The sequence below is a fragment of the Prosthecodimorpha hirschii genome (assembly GCF_001305515.1).
Taxonomy (GTDB): domain Bacteria; phylum Pseudomonadota; class Alphaproteobacteria; order Rhizobiales; family Ancalomicrobiaceae; genus Prosthecodimorpha; species Prosthecodimorpha hirschii.
This window is the reverse complement of the sequence record NZ_LJYW01000001.1, coordinates 1,891,222-1,907,532: the sequence shown is the minus strand read 5'-3', so window position 1 is coordinate 1,907,532 and position 16,311 is coordinate 1,891,222. Positions and strand designations below refer to the sequence as shown.

General features: G+C 69.9%; 16 protein-coding genes. 8 read left to right on the top strand and 8 right to left on the bottom strand.

The window, feature by feature from the left end:
• Nucleotides 1-19 precede the first annotated feature (19 nt).
• Nucleotides 20-1,342, top strand: a complete 1,323-nt coding sequence (locus tag ABB55_RS08330) for an SUMF1/EgtB/PvdO family nonheme iron enzyme (RefSeq protein WP_160321198.1) — start codon at nucleotides 20-22, stop codon at nucleotides 1,340-1,342.
• Between the two features lie 84 nt (nucleotides 1,343-1,426).
• Here ABB55_RS08330 and ABB55_RS08325 read toward each other — a convergent pair whose 3' ends face one another.
• Entirely contained in the window at nucleotides 1,427-2,575 is a 1,149-nt protein-coding gene (locus tag ABB55_RS08325) for a PQQ-dependent sugar dehydrogenase (RefSeq protein WP_054358402.1), read from the bottom strand.
• A gap of 211 nt (nucleotides 2,576-2,786) precedes the next feature.
• Entirely contained in the window at nucleotides 2,787-3,365 is a 579-nt protein-coding gene (locus ABB55_RS08320; RefSeq protein ID WP_160321197.1) for a hypothetical protein, read from the bottom strand.
• 244 nt (nucleotides 3,366-3,609) lie between these two features.
• Between ABB55_RS08320 and ykgO the strand changes: the two genes are divergently transcribed.
• From ykgO to ABB55_RS08305, 3 genes are all read left to right on the top strand, one after another.
• On the top strand, nucleotides 3,610-3,735 hold the full coding sequence (gene ykgO / locus ABB55_RS08315) for a type B 50S ribosomal protein L36 (RefSeq protein ID WP_054358400.1): 126 nt from the start codon (nucleotides 3,610-3,612) through the stop codon (nucleotides 3,733-3,735).
• Between the two features lie 128 nt (nucleotides 3,736-3,863).
• Nucleotides 3,864-4,643, top strand: a complete 780-nt coding sequence (locus tag ABB55_RS08310) for a tetratricopeptide repeat protein (protein WP_054358399.1) — start codon at nucleotides 3,864-3,866, stop codon at nucleotides 4,641-4,643.
• Between the two features lie 10 nt (nucleotides 4,644-4,653).
• Nucleotides 4,654-5,646: an alpha/beta fold hydrolase gene (locus ABB55_RS08305; RefSeq protein WP_054358398.1), complete on the top strand. Its 993-nt coding sequence runs from the start codon at nucleotides 4,654-4,656 to the stop codon at nucleotides 5,644-5,646.
• Between the two features lie 60 nt (nucleotides 5,647-5,706).
• Here ABB55_RS08305 and ABB55_RS08300 read toward each other — a convergent pair whose 3' ends face one another.
• The 4 genes from ABB55_RS08300 to ABB55_RS08285 form a co-directional block, all read right to left on the bottom strand.
• Nucleotides 5,707-6,783 carry a DUF2336 domain-containing protein gene (locus tag ABB55_RS08300; protein WP_152981972.1) on the bottom strand — a complete coding sequence of 359 codons (1,077 nt, stop codon included), beginning with the start codon at nucleotides 6,781-6,783 and terminating at the stop codon, nucleotides 5,707-5,709.
• Nucleotides 6,784-6,935: 152 nt separating this feature from the next.
• Nucleotides 6,936-7,205 carry a DUF2312 domain-containing protein gene (locus tag ABB55_RS08295; RefSeq protein WP_054358396.1) on the bottom strand — a complete coding sequence of 90 codons (270 nt, stop codon included), beginning with the start codon at nucleotides 7,203-7,205 and terminating at the stop codon, nucleotides 6,936-6,938.
• A gap of 174 nt (nucleotides 7,206-7,379) precedes the next feature.
• Nucleotides 7,380-7,685: a DUF1244 domain-containing protein gene (locus ABB55_RS08290; RefSeq protein ID WP_054358395.1), complete on the bottom strand. Its 306-nt coding sequence runs from the start codon at nucleotides 7,683-7,685 to the stop codon at nucleotides 7,380-7,382.
• Nucleotides 7,686-7,751: 66 nt separating this feature from the next.
• Complete coding sequence (locus ABB55_RS08285; RefSeq protein ID WP_054358394.1) at nucleotides 7,752-8,636, bottom strand: N-formylglutamate amidohydrolase; 885 nt, start codon at nucleotides 8,634-8,636, stop codon at nucleotides 7,752-7,754.
• 109 nt (nucleotides 8,637-8,745) lie between these two features.
• Between ABB55_RS08285 and ABB55_RS08280 the strand changes: the two genes are divergently transcribed.
• The 4 genes from ABB55_RS08280 to pyk all read left to right on the top strand — a co-directional run bounded on the left by ABB55_RS08280 (nucleotide 8,746) and on the right by pyk (nucleotide 12,721).
• Complete coding sequence (locus tag ABB55_RS08280; protein ID WP_054358393.1) at nucleotides 8,746-9,645, top strand: DMT family transporter; 900 nt, start codon at nucleotides 8,746-8,748, stop codon at nucleotides 9,643-9,645.
• Nucleotides 9,646-9,857: 212 nt separating this feature from the next.
• Entirely contained in the window at nucleotides 9,858-10,379 is a 522-nt protein-coding gene (locus ABB55_RS08275; protein ID WP_244471996.1) for a DUF1036 domain-containing protein, read from the top strand.
• A 217-nt stretch (nucleotides 10,380-10,596) separates the two neighbouring features.
• Nucleotides 10,597-10,983 carry a hypothetical protein gene (locus ABB55_RS08270; RefSeq protein WP_054358392.1) on the top strand — a complete coding sequence of 129 codons (387 nt, stop codon included), beginning with the start codon at nucleotides 10,597-10,599 and terminating at the stop codon, nucleotides 10,981-10,983.
• Between the two features lie 298 nt (nucleotides 10,984-11,281).
• The gene (gene pyk, locus ABB55_RS08265) at nucleotides 11,282-12,721 is read left to right on the top strand and encodes a pyruvate kinase (protein ID WP_054358391.1); all 1,440 of its coding nucleotides are present in this window, start codon (nucleotides 11,282-11,284) and stop codon (nucleotides 12,719-12,721) included.
• Between the two features lie 103 nt (nucleotides 12,722-12,824).
• Here the strand turns inward: pyk and mepK are convergent, their stop codons facing one another.
• The gene (gene mepK, locus ABB55_RS08260; protein WP_054358390.1) at nucleotides 12,825-14,615 is read right to left on the bottom strand and encodes a peptidoglycan L,D-endopeptidase MepK; all 1,791 of its coding nucleotides are present in this window, start codon (nucleotides 14,613-14,615) and stop codon (nucleotides 12,825-12,827) included.
• Nucleotides 14,616-14,940: 325 nt separating this feature from the next.
• Nucleotides 14,941-16,311 (bottom strand): L,D-transpeptidase family protein (locus ABB55_RS08255; protein ID WP_160321196.1); only part of this gene is annotated, 1,371 nt, incomplete at its 5' end.

Sequence of the window (16,311 nt, the reverse complement as noted above, 5' to 3'; positions counted from 1 at the left end):
CGGAGGGATGTCGCGCGCGATGGCAGGAGCGGAAGCAGGAACAGCGGCGACGGCAGCGGGCTGTTCCGCGCGCCTTGTCACGGCGTCTCTCGGCTGTCTCCTCCTGCTCGGCGCCCTCGCCCTGGGTCTGGCGGCGCGTCCGGCCGCAGCCCAGTCGGCCGCGCCGGCCGAGACCGTATCGCCCGACGCCTTCGAACTGACCTTCTGGGACACGATCCGCAACAGCAAGAATCCCGAGGACTTCCGGGCCTATCTGGAGGCCTTTCCGAAGGGGCGCTTCGCGCCTTTGGCCCGCATCCGCTTGCGTCAGAACGGCGGCGATGGACCCGGCCCGACCGATCCCGAGGCGCTGGAGGCATTCTCGGGCGACTTCGTCGCCAGCGAGGCGACCCCGGTTCTGGCGCGTCCGGCGCCCGATGGGCCGCGCCTCGGCAGTCTGCGGGCCGGCGAGGCCGTCCGCGTGACCGGCCGGCATGCCGCGACGGGTCTGGTGCGGGTCGAGCGGCGCGACGGCAAGCCGGGCTTCGTCGCCGCCGAGCGCCTGAAGCCGGTCGGCGGGACCCCGGCCGCCGGCGCCGGCCAGGGCGGTCCGTCCCCGGACTCGGCAGGGGCTGCGGTGGCGGCCGGGCGACCCGGCGAACCTGTCACCGATTGCGCCGACTGCCCGGAAATGGTGCGCATTCCGGCCGGCAGCTTCGAGATGGGGGCGAACGAGCTGTTCGACTTCGAGAAGCCCGTGCATCGGGTCACCCTCGCGCGGCCCTTCCTGATCGGACGCTACGAGGTCACCGTCCGGCAATGGGAGGTCTGTTCGGGCGAGGGCGCCTGTCCGGCCAAGGTCGGTCCGGCCATGGACGGCTCGCTGCCGGTCACCGACGTGACCTGGGGCGAGGCGCGCGGCTACGCCACATGGCTGGCGCGCAAGACCGGGCGGCGCTATCGGCTGCCCAGCGAGGCGGAGTGGGAATATGCCGTTCGCGGCGGCGGCAAGACGACCTATCCGTGGGGCGCGCAACTGATCCGGGAGCGGGCCAACTGCCTCGGCTGCAATGCCACGTCGCTGCGCCGGGTCCTGCCGGTCGGACGCTTCCCGCCGAACGAGTTCGGGCTGCACGACATGGCCGGCAACGCGGCCGAATGGGTCGAGGACTGCTGGTTCGACAACTATCGCGGCGCGCCGGCGGACGGGTCCGCGCGCGATTCGGCCAATTGCCGCGAGCGCGTCCTGCGCGGCGGCTCGTTCGGCAACGATCCGCGCTATCTGCGCTCCGCCGCCCGGTTCAAATACGATGCCGAGGTCCGCTACTACGGCAACGGCTTCCGGGTGCTGCGCGAGGAGTGAGCCCGCGACCGGCGTGCGCGGCGCCGCACGCCGTCGGCATCGCCGGCGGCACCGGCACGCGTTGCCGGCGGGATCGGCCTCCGTTCAGGTCGCCGGTTTGACGCGCACGAGCTTGCCGTTCGCATCGTCGGTGATGATCCAGAGATGGCCGTCCGCGCCCTCGGCCACGTCGCGGATGCGGGCGCCGAGCTCGCCGAGGATGCGTTCCTCCTTGACCACTGTGTTGCCGCTCAGTTCCAGCCGCACCAGAACCCTGGTCTTCAGGCCGCCGACGAAGAGGTTGCCCTTCCAGCCCGGAAAGGCGCGGCCGGAATGGAAGATCATGCCGGACGGCGCGATCACCGGCGTCCACTGGTAGATCGGCTGCGTCATGCCGGGCGCCTCGGTCAGGCCAGTGCCGACCGGCGTGCCGTCGTAGTTCTTGCCGAAGGACACGACCGGCCAGCCGAAATTGAGCCCCGCCTTGGCGATGTTGATCTCGTCGCCGCCGAGCGGGCCGTGCTCGATCACCCAGAGATCACCGGTATTCGGATTGAGGGCGGCGGCCTGCGCGTTGCGATGGCCGAGGCTCCAGATTTCCGGCAGGGCGCCGGGGCGCGTCGTGAAGGGGTTGCCGTTCGGAATGTCGCCGGCCGGGGTGATGCGCACCACCTTGCCGATATCGGAGTCGAGTGTCTGCGCCTTCTCGCGGATCGTGTAGTCGAAGCGTTCGCCGAGGGTGATGAACAGCGCGCCGGTGCGGTCGAAGACCAGGCGCGAGCCGAAATGCAGCGTGCTGGCGACCTTCGGCTTCTGCGAGAAGATCACCTGGACGTTGTCGAGTTTGGCCTTCTTGGCGTTCAGACGGCCGCGCGCCACCGCGGTCGAGTTGCCGCCCGGACCGGCTTCGGCATAGCTCCAGTAGACGAGGCCGTTGCGGGCGAAATCCGGATCGATCGCGACATCGAGCAGGCCGCCCTGGTCGCGCGCGTCGACCTTGGGCAGACCGGTGATCGCCTTCGAGGGCTTGCCGTTCTGCTCGAAGATGCGCATGCGGCCGCTGCGCTCGGTGATCAGCATCCGGCCGTCGGGCAGGATGGCGATGCCCCAGGGATGGTCCAGGCCGGAGGCGACCACCGTCGCGGTGATGGTGGCCTTCTCGGTCGTGATGCGGGGGGCGTCGGTCGGCGTGGCGGCCGTGACGGTGGCGGCGATCAGCATCGCCGCGAGGCTCAGGGTCGTGGTCACGCGCATGGCGGTTGCTCCTGCTGCGGCGGAATCGCTTTGGAATCGGACCGGCGTTCGAGTCCATCCTCGCATCTTGTGATGAAGACGGGAAGAAACCGACCCGTTCGGGGGCGCCTCGGGCGCCGCCGGGCCGCTTCGACAGGACCGGACGGTTGGCATCCGGTGCATGGTGCCGCTCGACTTCGCTTCAAGATCGATCTTTCGGGGCCGCCGCCGGTCACGGCGGGCCGTCGGCGTGAATGCCGCGCCGATCGCGCCTGGCCGCTTCCGCGGCCGGACCCAGAAGGGCATCGCGGGGATCCTCGGGTTCGGCCCAGCCCTCGCGGACGAGCCGCAGGGCGAGCGGGTCCTTGTCGAGATCGCAGGCTGCCGGCACGATCGGCGGGCGCGGCAAGGCGGCCGGGCCGGACGGCCTGGTCTCCTCGGGTCCGACCGCGCGGCACCCGACCACGCGGCCCGCGATCCAGCCCGACAGGGCGGTCGCCGACCGAATGCCGCAGGCCCAGCGCAGCCCGGCCGGCGTTCGGCAGATCAGCGTGCGCTCGAACGGCCGGATGCCAGCCAGCCGGAAGGCCTTGTCGTCGGCCACGAAGGTGACCGCGTCGACCATGCGGGCTGGACTGTCGACCCGGACATAGATGCGGTCGTCGATCGTGCGGGCGGGCGCGTCGATTCGCTCGCGCGTCTCCTGGCTGCGATCGATCCGGGTCGGCACCTGCGTCCAGATCGGCTGCCCCGGAGGCGCCTCGGCGGCCAGAGCGGTCGGGCCGGCGAGGAGCGGCGGGAGCGCCATCATCAAGACCGCCAGGGCTCGGCCGGGATGCGCGAAGGCACCCGAAAAGGCACCGATCCGGTCGTGGGAAGGGCCGGATCCGCCGTTGACAGGGGCAGGGCGCTTGCCTATGGTCCCGCCCGAATTCGTCGCGAGCGCGGACAAAACCGCGCTCGCTTTCGTATCAACCCGTCGTGACGGACAGGTGTCGACTGCGCGCTTCGCGGTGCGATCGATCCTTACGCGCTCGACAGCCCGGTGCCCGGTCATGAAGATCAAGAACTCGCTCAAGTCGCTCCGCGGTCGCCATCGCGACAACCGCCTGGTTCGCCGCAAGGGGCGCGTTTATATCATCAACAAGACCAATCCGCGCTACAAGGCGCGGCAGGGCTGATCCGATCGCTCCGTCGCAGACGCGCGAGGCTCATCCCGGCGCCTGCAGCGGATTTCCGGACCTTCGGCATCGCGATGCCGTCCGGCCACGATCGCGTGATGTCCGAAAGGCCGGCTTTGACGAGCCGCATGATCGGTCCCTATGATCCGATCATGCGGTTTTTCATGTCGCCACGGTCTCCCCTCCTGTCTGTCGGTTCGACGCTGCTGTCGGCGGCTGTCCTCGTCGCGTCGCTGGCCGGTGCGGTCCTGCCGGCCGGAGCCCAGGGCGTCCCGCGCGACCATCCTCCGCTGACCCCCGACCGCAAGGCACCCTCCGATCGCGTGCCGGCGGAGCCGGGACCTGGTCGCGGCAGCCGCACCGAGAAGCCGTTGCCGGGCGGCGGCGTCGGCGTGGACCTGACCGCACCGCCGGCCGGCCCGCAGGCGGCGGTCACCCTCGAACAGCTGTTCGAACGCCTGAAGACGGCGAAGCGGCCCGAGGCGGGCCAGCGCATCGCGCGCGAGATCGAAGGGCGCTGGCTGCAATCGGGCAGCGACACCGTCGATCTCCTGATGGCGCGCGCGCTCGCCGCCATCAAGGCCAACGACACGGCCCTCGCGCTCGACCTGCTCGATGCCATCGTCACGCTGAAGCCCGACTATGCCGAGGGCTGGAACAAACGTGCCACGGTGCATTTCGTGCGCAAGGACATCGGCCGCTCGGTCGCCGACATCGAGGCCGTGCTCCGGCTGGAGCCGCGCCACTACGGGGCGCTCTACGGGCTCGCCACCTTGATGAAGGAACTCGGCGACAAGAAGCGGGCGCTGGCCGCCTACCGGCAGGCACTCGCGCTCAACCCCTTCCTGTCCGAGGTCGAGAAGCAGGTGAAGGACCTGTCGCTCGAGGTCGACGGGCGCGATCTCTGAGACCGGACCCATGGTGTTGCGTATGATCGGGCTCGCCGCCGGCGGGGCCGTGGTTCTTGCCTTCCTGCTCGCCGCCTATGCGTCGGTGAAGTCGTCCCGGATCGAGGCGGAGCATCCGCCGGCCGGGCGCTTCGTCGAAGTCGCCGGGCTGCGGCTGCACTATGTCGACCTGCCCGCGACCGTGCCGCAGGCCGACGATGCCCCGGCCATCCTGTTCGTGCATGGGGCGAGCGCCAATCTCAAAGACAGCCTGCTGGCCTTCCGGGCGGCCCTGGAGGGGCGCCATCGGCTGATCTTCGTCGACCGTCCGGGGCACGGCTATTCCGAGCGCGGCGCCAATCCCGGCATTGCCGCGCCGGCCGCCCAGGCCGCCGTGCTGGCCGCCTTGCTCGACCGGATCGGGGTCCGGCGTGCGGTCGTGGTCGGCCACAGCTGGGGCGGGGCGGTCGCGGCCGCCATGGGCGTGCTGCGTCCGGACCGCGTCGCCGGTCTGGTCTTCGTCGCCGCCGCGACCCATCCCTGGCCGGGCGGGGTCGAGTGGTACTACCGCGTCGCGGCGACGCCGATCGTCGGCACGCTGTTCGCCCGCACCCTGGTCATGCCGATCGGCATGGCGTCGCGCGACGCGGGCCTGAAGAGCGTGTTCGATCCCAATCCGGAGCCCGACGGCTATACCGGCAAGGTCGCCGTGGACCTGCTGTTCCGCCCGCCGGAATTCGTCGCCAATGCCGAGGACGTCTTCGGCCTCAATGCCAATCTGGCGATCCAGTCGCGCCGCTACGGCGAGATCCGCGTTCCGACCACGATCCTGTCGGGCAACAAGGATTCCGTCGTCTATGAGGAGCTGCATTCCGGCGGGCTGGCCCGCGACATCCCGGGATCGCGCCTGATCTGGCTCGACGGGGTCGGCCACATGCCCCATCACGCCGCGGGCGAACGGGTCGTCACCGCGATCGAGGAGGTGGTCGATCTGGCGCGCGGACGGGCCGTGGCGTCGCGCTGACGCCCGGCCACAGACGGGCGCCGCGCAGCGGCCCGGCCTGCGGGAGCGGCGCAAGACGGCTCAGCCGGCGCGGCCGACCGTGCTGCGCACCTTGTGGAACCGCAAGGCGCGGTCGGCGGTCTGCTTGTCGAGTTGGCGATACTCGGTGACCATCGGCATCACCTGGGCCTTGTTCAGCCGCAGGCGTTCGCAGCGCAACGCGCTCAGCCGCTGGTAGACCGTATCGGACATGTCGAGCGACCGGCAGATCACCGCGATGCCCATCGCGTTGACCTTGTGCAGCACGTTGTTGACATGGGCCTCGGGGACGGAGGCCAGCTCCGACAGGACGAAAGCCACGTCCATGATCCGCTTCTTGAAAATTAGCTGGTCGACGACCTCGTCCAGCGGGCGTCGACCCTCCCGGATGTCGGCGATGGCCAGCTTGGCGTCGAGCCGGTTGCGCCGGTTGGTGTGGCGCGCCTGATCCAGCTCGCGCCGCGCCTCGTTCATCAGCGCGTCCAGCTGCTCGTGATCCTGGGCCATCAGGTGCTCGAGCCGCTGGCGGGCGGCCGGACTGAGATGGGCGACCAGTGCCTTGGCGATCAACGGCGGCATGTCGGCCCGGAACGACAGGGCGTCGCCCAGCTCATGGTCGCTGCCGGCCTTCTCGGCGAGGCTGGCGAAGCTGCGCTCGGAAAACTGCGCGCCGAGATTGCGGGTGACGGCCTTCAGAACCTCGCCGGTACCGCGCTCGACGATGACGTCGGTGACGCGCGTGCCGAGTTCGGCACGCTGCGCGATCGCGTGGAGATGGGCCTGGCCCTGGCTGGTGGCGAGGCCGACCAGATCGTCCTCGGTCAGGACCGGCGAATGACGCAGGATCGGCGCAGCGACGCGGGCATCGTCGCGGGCGAGCTTCAGCGCCAGATCGCGCGGCGTGCGATCCAGGCCGGAGACCCTGTCGGCGACCTTGACGCGATCATCGAGCGGCACCTGATCGAGCAGGCGGCTGAGCACCTCGCCGAACAGGAGGGTCTCCCGATCGGTATGGAGTTCCGAGCCGTCGACGAAGAGATTCGAGACCTGCTGCAGCAATTCGCGCCGCTTCTCGCTCGACCCTTCGCGAGCCAGATCGACGAGCATGGAGTTCGGCACGGACAATTTCCGGATCCCGTGAATGAGCGAGACCGCACCGTAGCCCGCAAAATCCTAAAAAAGGATCCACGCAAACGATCTGAATGCACCATCCGGCATCCCGAACCGGGGTCCGGAGGGCCACGGCGGCATGCCGGTCCCCGGCCGGTGGCCTATTCTTCGGTCGGCTCGCCGCCGAAGACCATGCCAAGCGCCTGCAAGTAAAGGTCGAGCACGGCCTCTTGCTCTTCCCGCTCTGATTTGTCCTGCTTCCGGATGCGGATCACCTGACGCAGGATCTTGATATCGAAGCCGGTGCCCTTGGCCTCGGCATAGACATCCTTGATGTCGTCCTGAATGGTCTGCTTTTCCTCTTCGAGACGCTCGATGCGCTCGACGAAGGACTTCAGTTGGTCGGCGGCAAAGCCCGCGGGTCCGGACAAGGCTGTCTCCTCGGCAACGGGGGGTGAACGGATCAGCGCGGGTTAGAGCCCGACTCTGGGGGCCGGGTCAAGCGTTCCGCGCGGCGGCGGGGTTTGACGGTCCGATCTGACCCCGCCGCCCGGCCGGCGCCCGCCGCCGATCCCGGCCGGCGGCGCCGCTCCGGCCGCGATCGCTCAGTGCTGCGGGCGGTTCTTTTCGAAGGCCGCGAGCTGGTCGCCGGAGGCGTCCCGCTGGTGCTTCGCCTTCCACTCGTCGTAGGGCATGCCGTAGACGGCGACGCGGCTGTCCGCCTTGCTGACCGGCATGCCGCGCGCCTCGGCGGCTTCCAGGTACCAGTTGGCGAGGCAGTTCCGGCAGAAGCCCGCCAGGTTCATCAGGTCGATATTCTGCACGTCGCTGCGCTTGTCGAGATGCTCGAGCAGGCGGCGGAAGGCCGCGGCTTCCAGTTCGGTGCGTGATTTTTCGTCGAGATCGCTCATGCGATGGCCTCCGCTGCAACGTCGGCACCCGCCGGGACGGCCGGGGCGCCGGTTCGGTGGGGACTGTCAGGCCGGCGCGGTCGCCGGCGGTTCGAAGGGACGCGCCGCCTCCGCCAGCGGCAGCGGCAAGGGGTCGACCGGCCCGGCATCCGAGCCGAAATGCTCGACCCGGTGCAGGTCGGGGCGGCCGGCGAGATCGTCCATGATCCGCGCCAGCCGCTCGGCCCAGGCGAGGATCCCGGCCGCGTCGGCGATCAGGTCCTGGCGCACCTCCAGGATGGCATGGGCGAGGCCGCGACGGGTGGCGTGGCGGAACATGGTGTCGCCGGAGAGCGCGCCGCCATAGGGCTCGTTGTCGCCGACCACCAGGGCCGGATCGGCCGCGAGCGCGTCGTGCAGCAGCTTCGGCAGGCGCGGATCGCGATCCCACAGGATGCCCGCATGCCAGGGCCGCGGCACGCCGCGCCAGACCGGGGTGAAACTGTGCAGCGACAGGATCACGGGCGGGACGCCGCTCGCCCGTGCCGCCGTTTCGATCACGGCCGCGACCGCCTCGTCATAGGGGCGCCAGAAGCGCCCGATCCGCCGGGCCCTTTCGGCCGCATCGATGCGCGCATTGCCCGGCACCACGGCGCCGTCGGACAGTCGCATGATCAGGGTCGGGTCGTCGTCGCCGCGATTCGGGTCGATCAGCAGGCGCGAGAATCGCGACAGCACGGCCGGGGCGCCGGTCCGCCGTGCCAGTTCGCGCGTCAGGCCGTCGATGCCGATATCGTAGCCGATATGGCGCTCCAGCTGACCGGCGGGCAGGCCGAGGCCGGCATATTCCGCCGGCACGATATTGGTGGCGTGATCGGCGAGGATCACGAGGCCGCGGGCCGGATCGCCGGCAAGAATTTCGCGGGCCTCGTCGCGGAAGGGCGAACGGGCATCGAGTTCGGGGCTTGGCATCGAAAGACCATAGGCGGAAGCGTCTGCGGAATGATAGTGACGCGCAGCCCGGGCCGCCAGAGCCCGCGCCTCAAGCCTCCTCCCCGGTTCGACGGAAGTCCGCCCCGCCATGACCCTCACCGCCCGCCCGGGCCGACCCTCGCCGGTCGTTCTCATCGCCGTGGCCGCCCTCGTCGCCGGCGCCGTCGCCATGGCGATCTCGCCGGTCTTCGTCCGCGTCGCCGGCGCCGCCGACGTCGGTCCCTTCACCAGTGCCTTCTACCGCGTCTTCCTGGCCCTGCCGCTGTTGTGGGTCTGGGCACGCCTCGAACTCAGTCGCTCGGGCCAGCCGGCTCCGGGTTGGACCTGGCAGATGGTCGTGGTCGGACTGCTCTTCGCCGGCGATCTGTTCTTCTGGCATCTGGCCGTCCTGAAGACGACCATCGCCAACGCCACGCTGCTGGCCACCATGGCGCCGATCTGGGTGGCGGCCTTCTCCAGCCTGTTCATCGGCGAGCCGGTCACGCGTCCGACCATCCTCGGGCTGGCGATCTGCGTCGCCGGCGGCGCCGTGCTGGTCGGTTCGAGCTCCAGCTATGCGCCGGAACGGTTCCTCGGCGATCTCTTCGGCATCGGCACCTCGTTCTTCTTCGGGCTCTATTTCCTGGCGGTCCGCGTCGCCCGGCGCACCGCGCCCGCCGGCGCGGTGCTGTTCCGGTCGACGATCGTGACCGCGGCCGCCCTCGCGGTGGTGGCGGGCGTGACGGAGAACAGCTGGCTGCCCGCCGGCTGGCTCGGCGCCGGTGCGCTGGTGCTGATGGCCTGGGTCAGCCATGCCGGCGGGCAGGGGCTCCTGGCCTATGCGCTCGGCCACCTGTCGGCGGCCTTCTCTTCGCTGGTCATCTTCCTGGAGGCGGTCGCCGGGGCGCTGTTCGGCTGGCTGATCTACGGCGAGGCGCTGGGGCCGCTCGAACTGCTCGGCGGCGCCGGGATTCTCGCCGGGATCTGGATCGCGCGGCCGAGATCATGAGGCCCGCGCGCCGTCCGACCGCGGGCTCGCGACCGGCCGGACGGCGTCGCGCACGCGGTCGGCCGATTTTCTGCCGCAATTGTCCCGCCCTTTCGTCAGCCTCGCCATGGGGGAAGCCGTTCGTCTGGACAAGACCGGGACGAGCAGGCATCCTCCGCACCCGAAATCGACTGGTCACCGGACGAGACGCTTTGACTTCTGTCCCCTCCGTGATGAACCCCTCCGATCCGGACGCGATGCGAAGCTTGCTGTCACCTGCCTGTGTCGGTCCGCGCTTCGGCCGGACGTCTTTCCTTACGGTTTCGACGATCGCCGCAGCGATCTTCGCCGCTTCCGCATTTTCCGCCACGGAAGCGAAGGCGGACCTGCGCATCTGCAACAAGACCTCGAGCCGGATCGGTATCGCCGTCGGCTACAAGGATCAGACCGCCTGGGCGACGGAAGGCTGGTGGAACCTGCCGGCTTCGTCTTGCGAGACCCTGCTCGCCGGACCGCTCGTTTCGCGTTATTACTACATCTATGCGATCGATTACGACCGGGGCGGCGAATGGAGCGGCCGCTCCTTCATGTGCACCCAGGAAAAGACCTTCACGATTCGCGGCATCGAAGATTGTCTGAAGCGCGGTTTCGAGCGGACGGGCTTCTTCGAGATCGACACCGGCGAGCAGCGCAGCTGGACGGTCCAGTTGACCGAGCCGGGACGCGCCGGCCTCGGCACGGCCGGCAGCCAGTAGCGCGGCGGATGCCGGGCGACCGGCGGCCATCGGTCTTTCTCCAGCCGGTCACGATTCTCAAGGCCTGACGGTCTCCCGAATCACCTTGTGCCGCCCTTCGGTCGCGACCGAATGGCGAGGGCTCCGACGGGTTCCGCTGCCCGGAGAGACCCGCGTCGGGCGCCCCCGCAGCCGTACACGCGCCGCTTGAAGCGAAGGTGAGGGAGGGACGAGGTCCGTGCGCTACATCCTGTCTCTGGCTGTGCTGTCGATCCTGCTTCTGCAATGGACCCGCTCGATCCCGGCGGCCAGCGTCGGCGGCCCCTTGGCGATCGCGTCCGTCTTCGTCACCGCGGCCCTGGCGGTTGGGATTCATGAGGCCTGGATGCACAGGCGGGGTCTGGCCGGCTGGATCGTCAATATCGTCGTCGCCGTCTTCGGTGCGTTCGTGGCCGCCCAGATCGGCGGCTTCCTCGTGGTGATGCTGCTCGGCAGCGTCGCGACCGTGGAGAGTTCGATCGTCAAGACAGGCGAGCCCGTGATGTCGCTGGCGCTGGCCGGCGGCATGGTGGCGACCGTCCTGGGGGCATGGGCGGCGCTTCGGATCGTCGACCGCTGGCGCTGAGCCGGCTTCGACCATCGTCGCAGGCGCCGCCTCCCCGGAGCCCGGCCGGCAATCCCCGCGGCCCCGACCTCTCTGCCGTGCCCGGGACGGAAAATCCAGACATTCGAGGCGCTTGACGGATCGTTGCCCGGCTGCCGGCGACATGCTCCTGCCGGACCGGCCGTCGCGGCGGACGGTCGCGGCAGAGCCAAATGGCCGCGCGGGCTCTTGCATTATCTTGCATCGCGGGGTCTTCCTGCCGCATCACTCGGATAACCGGCGATGAAGCGCCGGACCGACAGGGGAGGCGGCGGCGGCGATGCGGCGCAAGAGACGTGTGAAGATCGTGGCCACGCTGGGCCCGGCCTCGAGCGACAGTGCCACGATCGAACGGCTGTTCATGGCCGGGGCCGACGTTTTCCGCATCAACATGAGCCACACCAGCCACGATCGGCTGCGCGAACTGGTCGGCATCATCCGCGCACTCGACGTGAAGACCGGTCGTCCGATCGGCATCCTGGCCGATCTGCAGGGCCCGAAGCTGCGCCTCGGCACCTTCGCGGGCGGGCCGCAGGAGTTGAAGATCGGCGACGAGTTCACGCTCGATGCCGATCCGGCGCCGGGCGACCGGACGCGGGTCTATCTGCCGCATCCCGAAATCCTGTCCGCGGTCGAGCCGGGCCACCGCCTGCTGGTCGACGACGGCAAGGTGCTGCTGCGTTGCACGGCAAAGGATGGCGAGCGCGCGATCCATACCCGCGTCGAGGTTGCCGGCCGCGTCTCCGACCGCAAGGGCGTCAGCCTGCCCGACACCACCATTCCGATCGGCGCCATGACCGAGAAGGACCGCGCGGATCTCGACGCGGCACTCGATATCGGCGTCGACTGGATCGCGCTGTCCTTCGTGCAGCGGCCCGAGGATCTCGCCGAGGCGCGCAAGGTGACGCGCAACCGCGCGGGCATCATGGCCAAGATCGAGAAGCCGCAGGCGATCGACCGGCTGGCGGAAATCGTCGAACTGTCCGACGCCATCATGGTGGCGCGCGGCGATCTCGGCGTGGAACTGCCGATCGAGCGGGTGCCGGGCCTGCAGAAGCAGATGACGCGCGCCTGCCGCCGCGCCGGCAAGCCCGTGGTGGTGGCGACCCAGATGCTCGAAAGCATGATCGCCTCGCCGGTGCCGACCCGCGCCGAGGTCTCGGACGTGTCGATCGCGGTCTTCGAGGGGGCCGACGCGATCATGCTCTCCGCCGAATCCGCGGCCGGCAAGTACCCGGTCGAGGCGGTCGCCATGATGGATGCGATCGCCCGCGAGGTGGAGAAGGACCCGACCTATCGCGGCATCATCGCCGCGCAGCGCTCCGAGCCGGAGGCGACCGGGGCCGACGCCATCGCGGCCGCGGCTCGCCAGATCGCCGAGACCCTGAACCTGTCGGCCATCGTCTGCTTCACCATGTCGGGCTCCACGGGCCTGCGCATCGCCCGCGAGCGGCCGTTCCCGCCGCTGGTCGCCATCTCGCCCGACCCGGACATGGCCCGCCGCCTGTCGCTGGTCTGGGGGCTGCATTCGGTCATCTCCGAGGATGCGCGCGATTTCGACGACATGGTCTCGCGTGCGACCGGGCTCGCCTTCCGGGAGGGCTTCTCGAAGCCCGGCCAGCGCATCATCATTTCCGGCGGCGTGCCGTTCGGAACGCCCGGATCGACCAACATGCTGCGCATCGCCTTCGTCGGTGCCGACCACTACGCTGACATGTGATCGCACCGCATCGTTGACGCGCGGATGGAGAAAAGGCCCGGCAGGGGAACCCGCCGGGCCTTTCTCACGAGGGCATCAGGAGCGCCCGGGCCGGGCGTCGCGGTCAATCGGTCTTGACGATCGCAAGCGCCGCGACCGCCGGGCCGCTGAAGCGGTCGCTGCGCAACTCGCCCGAACCGTTGCCGAAGTGGGACACGACCAGCAGCGCCGGCTTGGTCAGCAATTGCGGCAGATGTTCCTGGTCGGGATGGCGCAATTCGCTGAACGCCGCCATCCGGGTCGTTGCACTGTCGAGCAGTTTCGGTTCCGTCCGTTCACCGGTGCGGCCGACCAGACGCGCGAGCGGATCGGCGCGATCGCCCTTGGCGGCCGGGCGGGCGGCCGGCGTCGACGGCAATGCGAGCCGGGCGGTGCCGGCATCGGTCGCCGAGACGGCGCCGGTCGTCGCCGCCGGCAGGGCCGCCAGGACGACACCGCCGCCGGCCTGCGGGCGCGGCGCGGTCGACTGTCCGAAGGCGGTCGCCTGGACCGACGAACCGGTCCCGCCGGACCGGATTTCGGCGACCGGCATCGGCTCATAGGCGGGTTTGGGTGTCGGCAGGATCGGCGCATAGCCGAGCGCGGAGGCGGCGATGACCGGATCCTGCGCGCCGGTGGCCATCGCGATGGCCTGGCTCGCCGGCGCGGCGGACGGCGGCAGCGCGGCGTAGCTGGTGCCGGGCTTGCCGCGCGGCTGGGCATAGCCGGCGGGCAGCGGGGTCCCGATGGTCGGTGCAGCGGCGGCCAGTTGCGTTCCCGGCTTCGGCGCCGGCACGGGCATGTCGACGGATTGGGCGGTGCCGGCGGCTGCCGGCGCCGGGACGATTCCGGACGGCCCCTGCATCCAGCCGGCCGGCGTGCCGTTCGGGCCCTGATTGCTGGCGACCAGGGAACCCGGCGCGCGCGGGGCCGGAACCGGCAGCGGCAGGGCGACCAGCGAACCCGGCGCGGCGCTGCCGGCCGTGCCCGCAGCGCCGGGCTTGGGTGCCGTCGACGGGCTGTAGCTCTCGCCGGCGTCTGCGACGGCGCGCGAGCCGGGCGGCGGCGGCCCCTGGCGCAGGGTCTGGACCCGGGCCGGTGCCGCGCCCTCTTCATCGTCGTCGCCGGCCTCGGCGGCCTTGTTGCCGCCACCGAAGAAGGAGGCCAGGAAACTGCGTCCGCCGGACCCGCCGGCGGAGGCCACGGCCGTCTCGCCGCGCCCCTTGCGCGACTGCACCTCGGCGAGCGCCTCGGAGTAACGCGGCAGCGGATTGCCGTCGGCGGGCAGATGAGCCGTCTTGCCGTCCGGGAACAGCGCGACCAGCTGCTCGCGCGTCATGCGCGGCCAGGCGCGCACGCTGCCGGTATCCATGTGGACGAAGGGCGAGCCCGAGGTCGGATAGAAGCCGACGCCGCCGAACTGCTTGCGCATGCCGACCGCGCGGAGCTTGTCCAGCGGCACGTCGGGCAGGTAGAAATCCATCGCCTTGCCGAGCGTGTGCTGGCTGAACTTGGCGACGCCGCGCGAGCGGGAGCGCAGCATGTTGTTGGTGGTGGGCGAACGGTAGCCGCAGACGATGTGGATCGGGTCGCGCGCGCCGGTGTCGCGATAGACCTCCCAGATCAGGTCGAACAGCTGCGGGTCCATCTTGGTGGACTCGTTGCGCCGCCAATCCCTGAGCAGGCGGTTGAGTTCCTGCAGCCCGGCCTGATCGTAGGACCCGTCGCGCTTGAAGACGATCGTCGCGCGTTCCTGGGTGTGGGTGTTGTAGAGATTGAGCGCGCGCGTCTCGGCCTTGGCGACCGCGGCGGAGCCAATCAGCACCGCGGCTGCGACGCCAAGCCCGGTGCGGTGGAGGCGATAACCGTTCGACATGCGCCCCGTTCGACCACTCTGTTCAGCCTGCTACCCCGAGGTAGGCGAGGGTCCCGGACCCTGCAACTTGGTACCACCCCGATCGGCCCACATTCGCTGCGACTGGTTAATGAAGCATTTACCCTAGAACGGAATGCGCTGAAAAGATGACGCACGCCCCGATCGCAGTTTTCCGATCCCCATCGCGAGCTTCGGGCCCCATCCGGCCCGGTCTCGGTTCGCCTGATCGCGAACGTGCGGGGTGCATCGGACCCCTTTGAAACCGCCCGGCGCATCGCCGGCCGGTTTCCCCTTTGCCGTCGGACCCGACCCGGAGCGACGCCGGTCAGATGCCGAGCAGCTTCTTGGTCCGCGCATTGTGGCCATAGACGTCGGCCCGGCTTTCGAGCTTGCCGTCGGGGCCGACGAAGGCCGTGAAGTAGGCGAGGTGCACCTCGAGCTTGCGCTTCAGCCAGAGATACTTCTCGCCGCCGCCGATCATGCCCTTGAGCTGCTTGCCGTCGAGCCCACCCGGCTCCTCGGCGAGGAGCGCGTCGGCGAAGGCGAAGGGCTCGTGCACGCGCACGCAGCCATGCGACAGCGCCCGGTAGGTCTGCGAGAACAGGCCGCGCGAGGAGGTGTCGTGCAGGTAGACGGAATGCTGGTTCGGGAACATGAACTTGATGTTGCCGAGCGCATTGCCGCCGCCCGGACGCTGGCGCACCGAGACGGCATTCGGATTGACGTTGGCCCAGTCGACCTCGCTCGCGCTGACGACCCGCTTGCCGACGACGACCTCGTAATTGCCGCGGTCGAGATAGCTGCCGGCGGTCTCCTGGATCTTGCCCAGCATCTCCTTCTTGAGGATCGAGACGGGCACGTTCCAGTAGGGATTGACGATGATGTGGGTCATCGTCTCCGAGAAGACCGGCGTCTGATTGGCGACGCGGCCGACGATCACGCGGGTGCGGTGGACTTCCTTGCCGTCGCGCACGATCGCGAGCTGGTAGTCCGGAATGTTGACGAAGACATGCAGCGAGCCGAGCTCGCGCGGCAGCCAGCGCCAGCGTTCCATGTTGGCGACGATGTCGGCCGGCTTCAGCTCGACCGCCTTGGTCTCGCCGGCCGCACCCGGATCGTTGAGAAGCGAGACGGTTGCCGGACCGACCAGGCCGGTCGGCTTCAGACCCTTCTCCTTCTGGAACGCCTTGACGGCCTCGACCAGCGGATCGTCGTAAAGTTCGCCGTCCGACGCGGTCGCGCCGACGCCCAGCCGCTCGCGCAGGGCGGCGACGCGGCCGTCCTTCTGGCCGGGCTTCAGGGTCGGGCCGTTCGGCACCTGCACCACCGGCGGCGGCGGCGTATAGCCGCCCATCTCGGCCAGCTTGGCCTTCAGGCGGCGATAGCCCTCATGCGGCGGATTGTAGGCTTCGAGCGTCGCGGAGAGATCGGACGACGCGGCGAACTCCGCCAGCGCGGCGGCCGGATCGACCTGCGGCGGCTTGGCGGTGGCCAACTCGCTGAGGCGGGTCGGCTCGAAGCGACCCGACATGGCATGCATCGCGTAGCGCAACGCGGCGGCGGCATAGCCGACCTCGAATTCCGCAAGCGTGGTCTCGCCGGCATCGCCCTTCGGCCGGCCGACCAGATAGGTGGACGGGTCGAGGCCATCGTCGGCGGCATGGCGGAAACGGTCGGCCGCCTGTTCGGCGCGCCG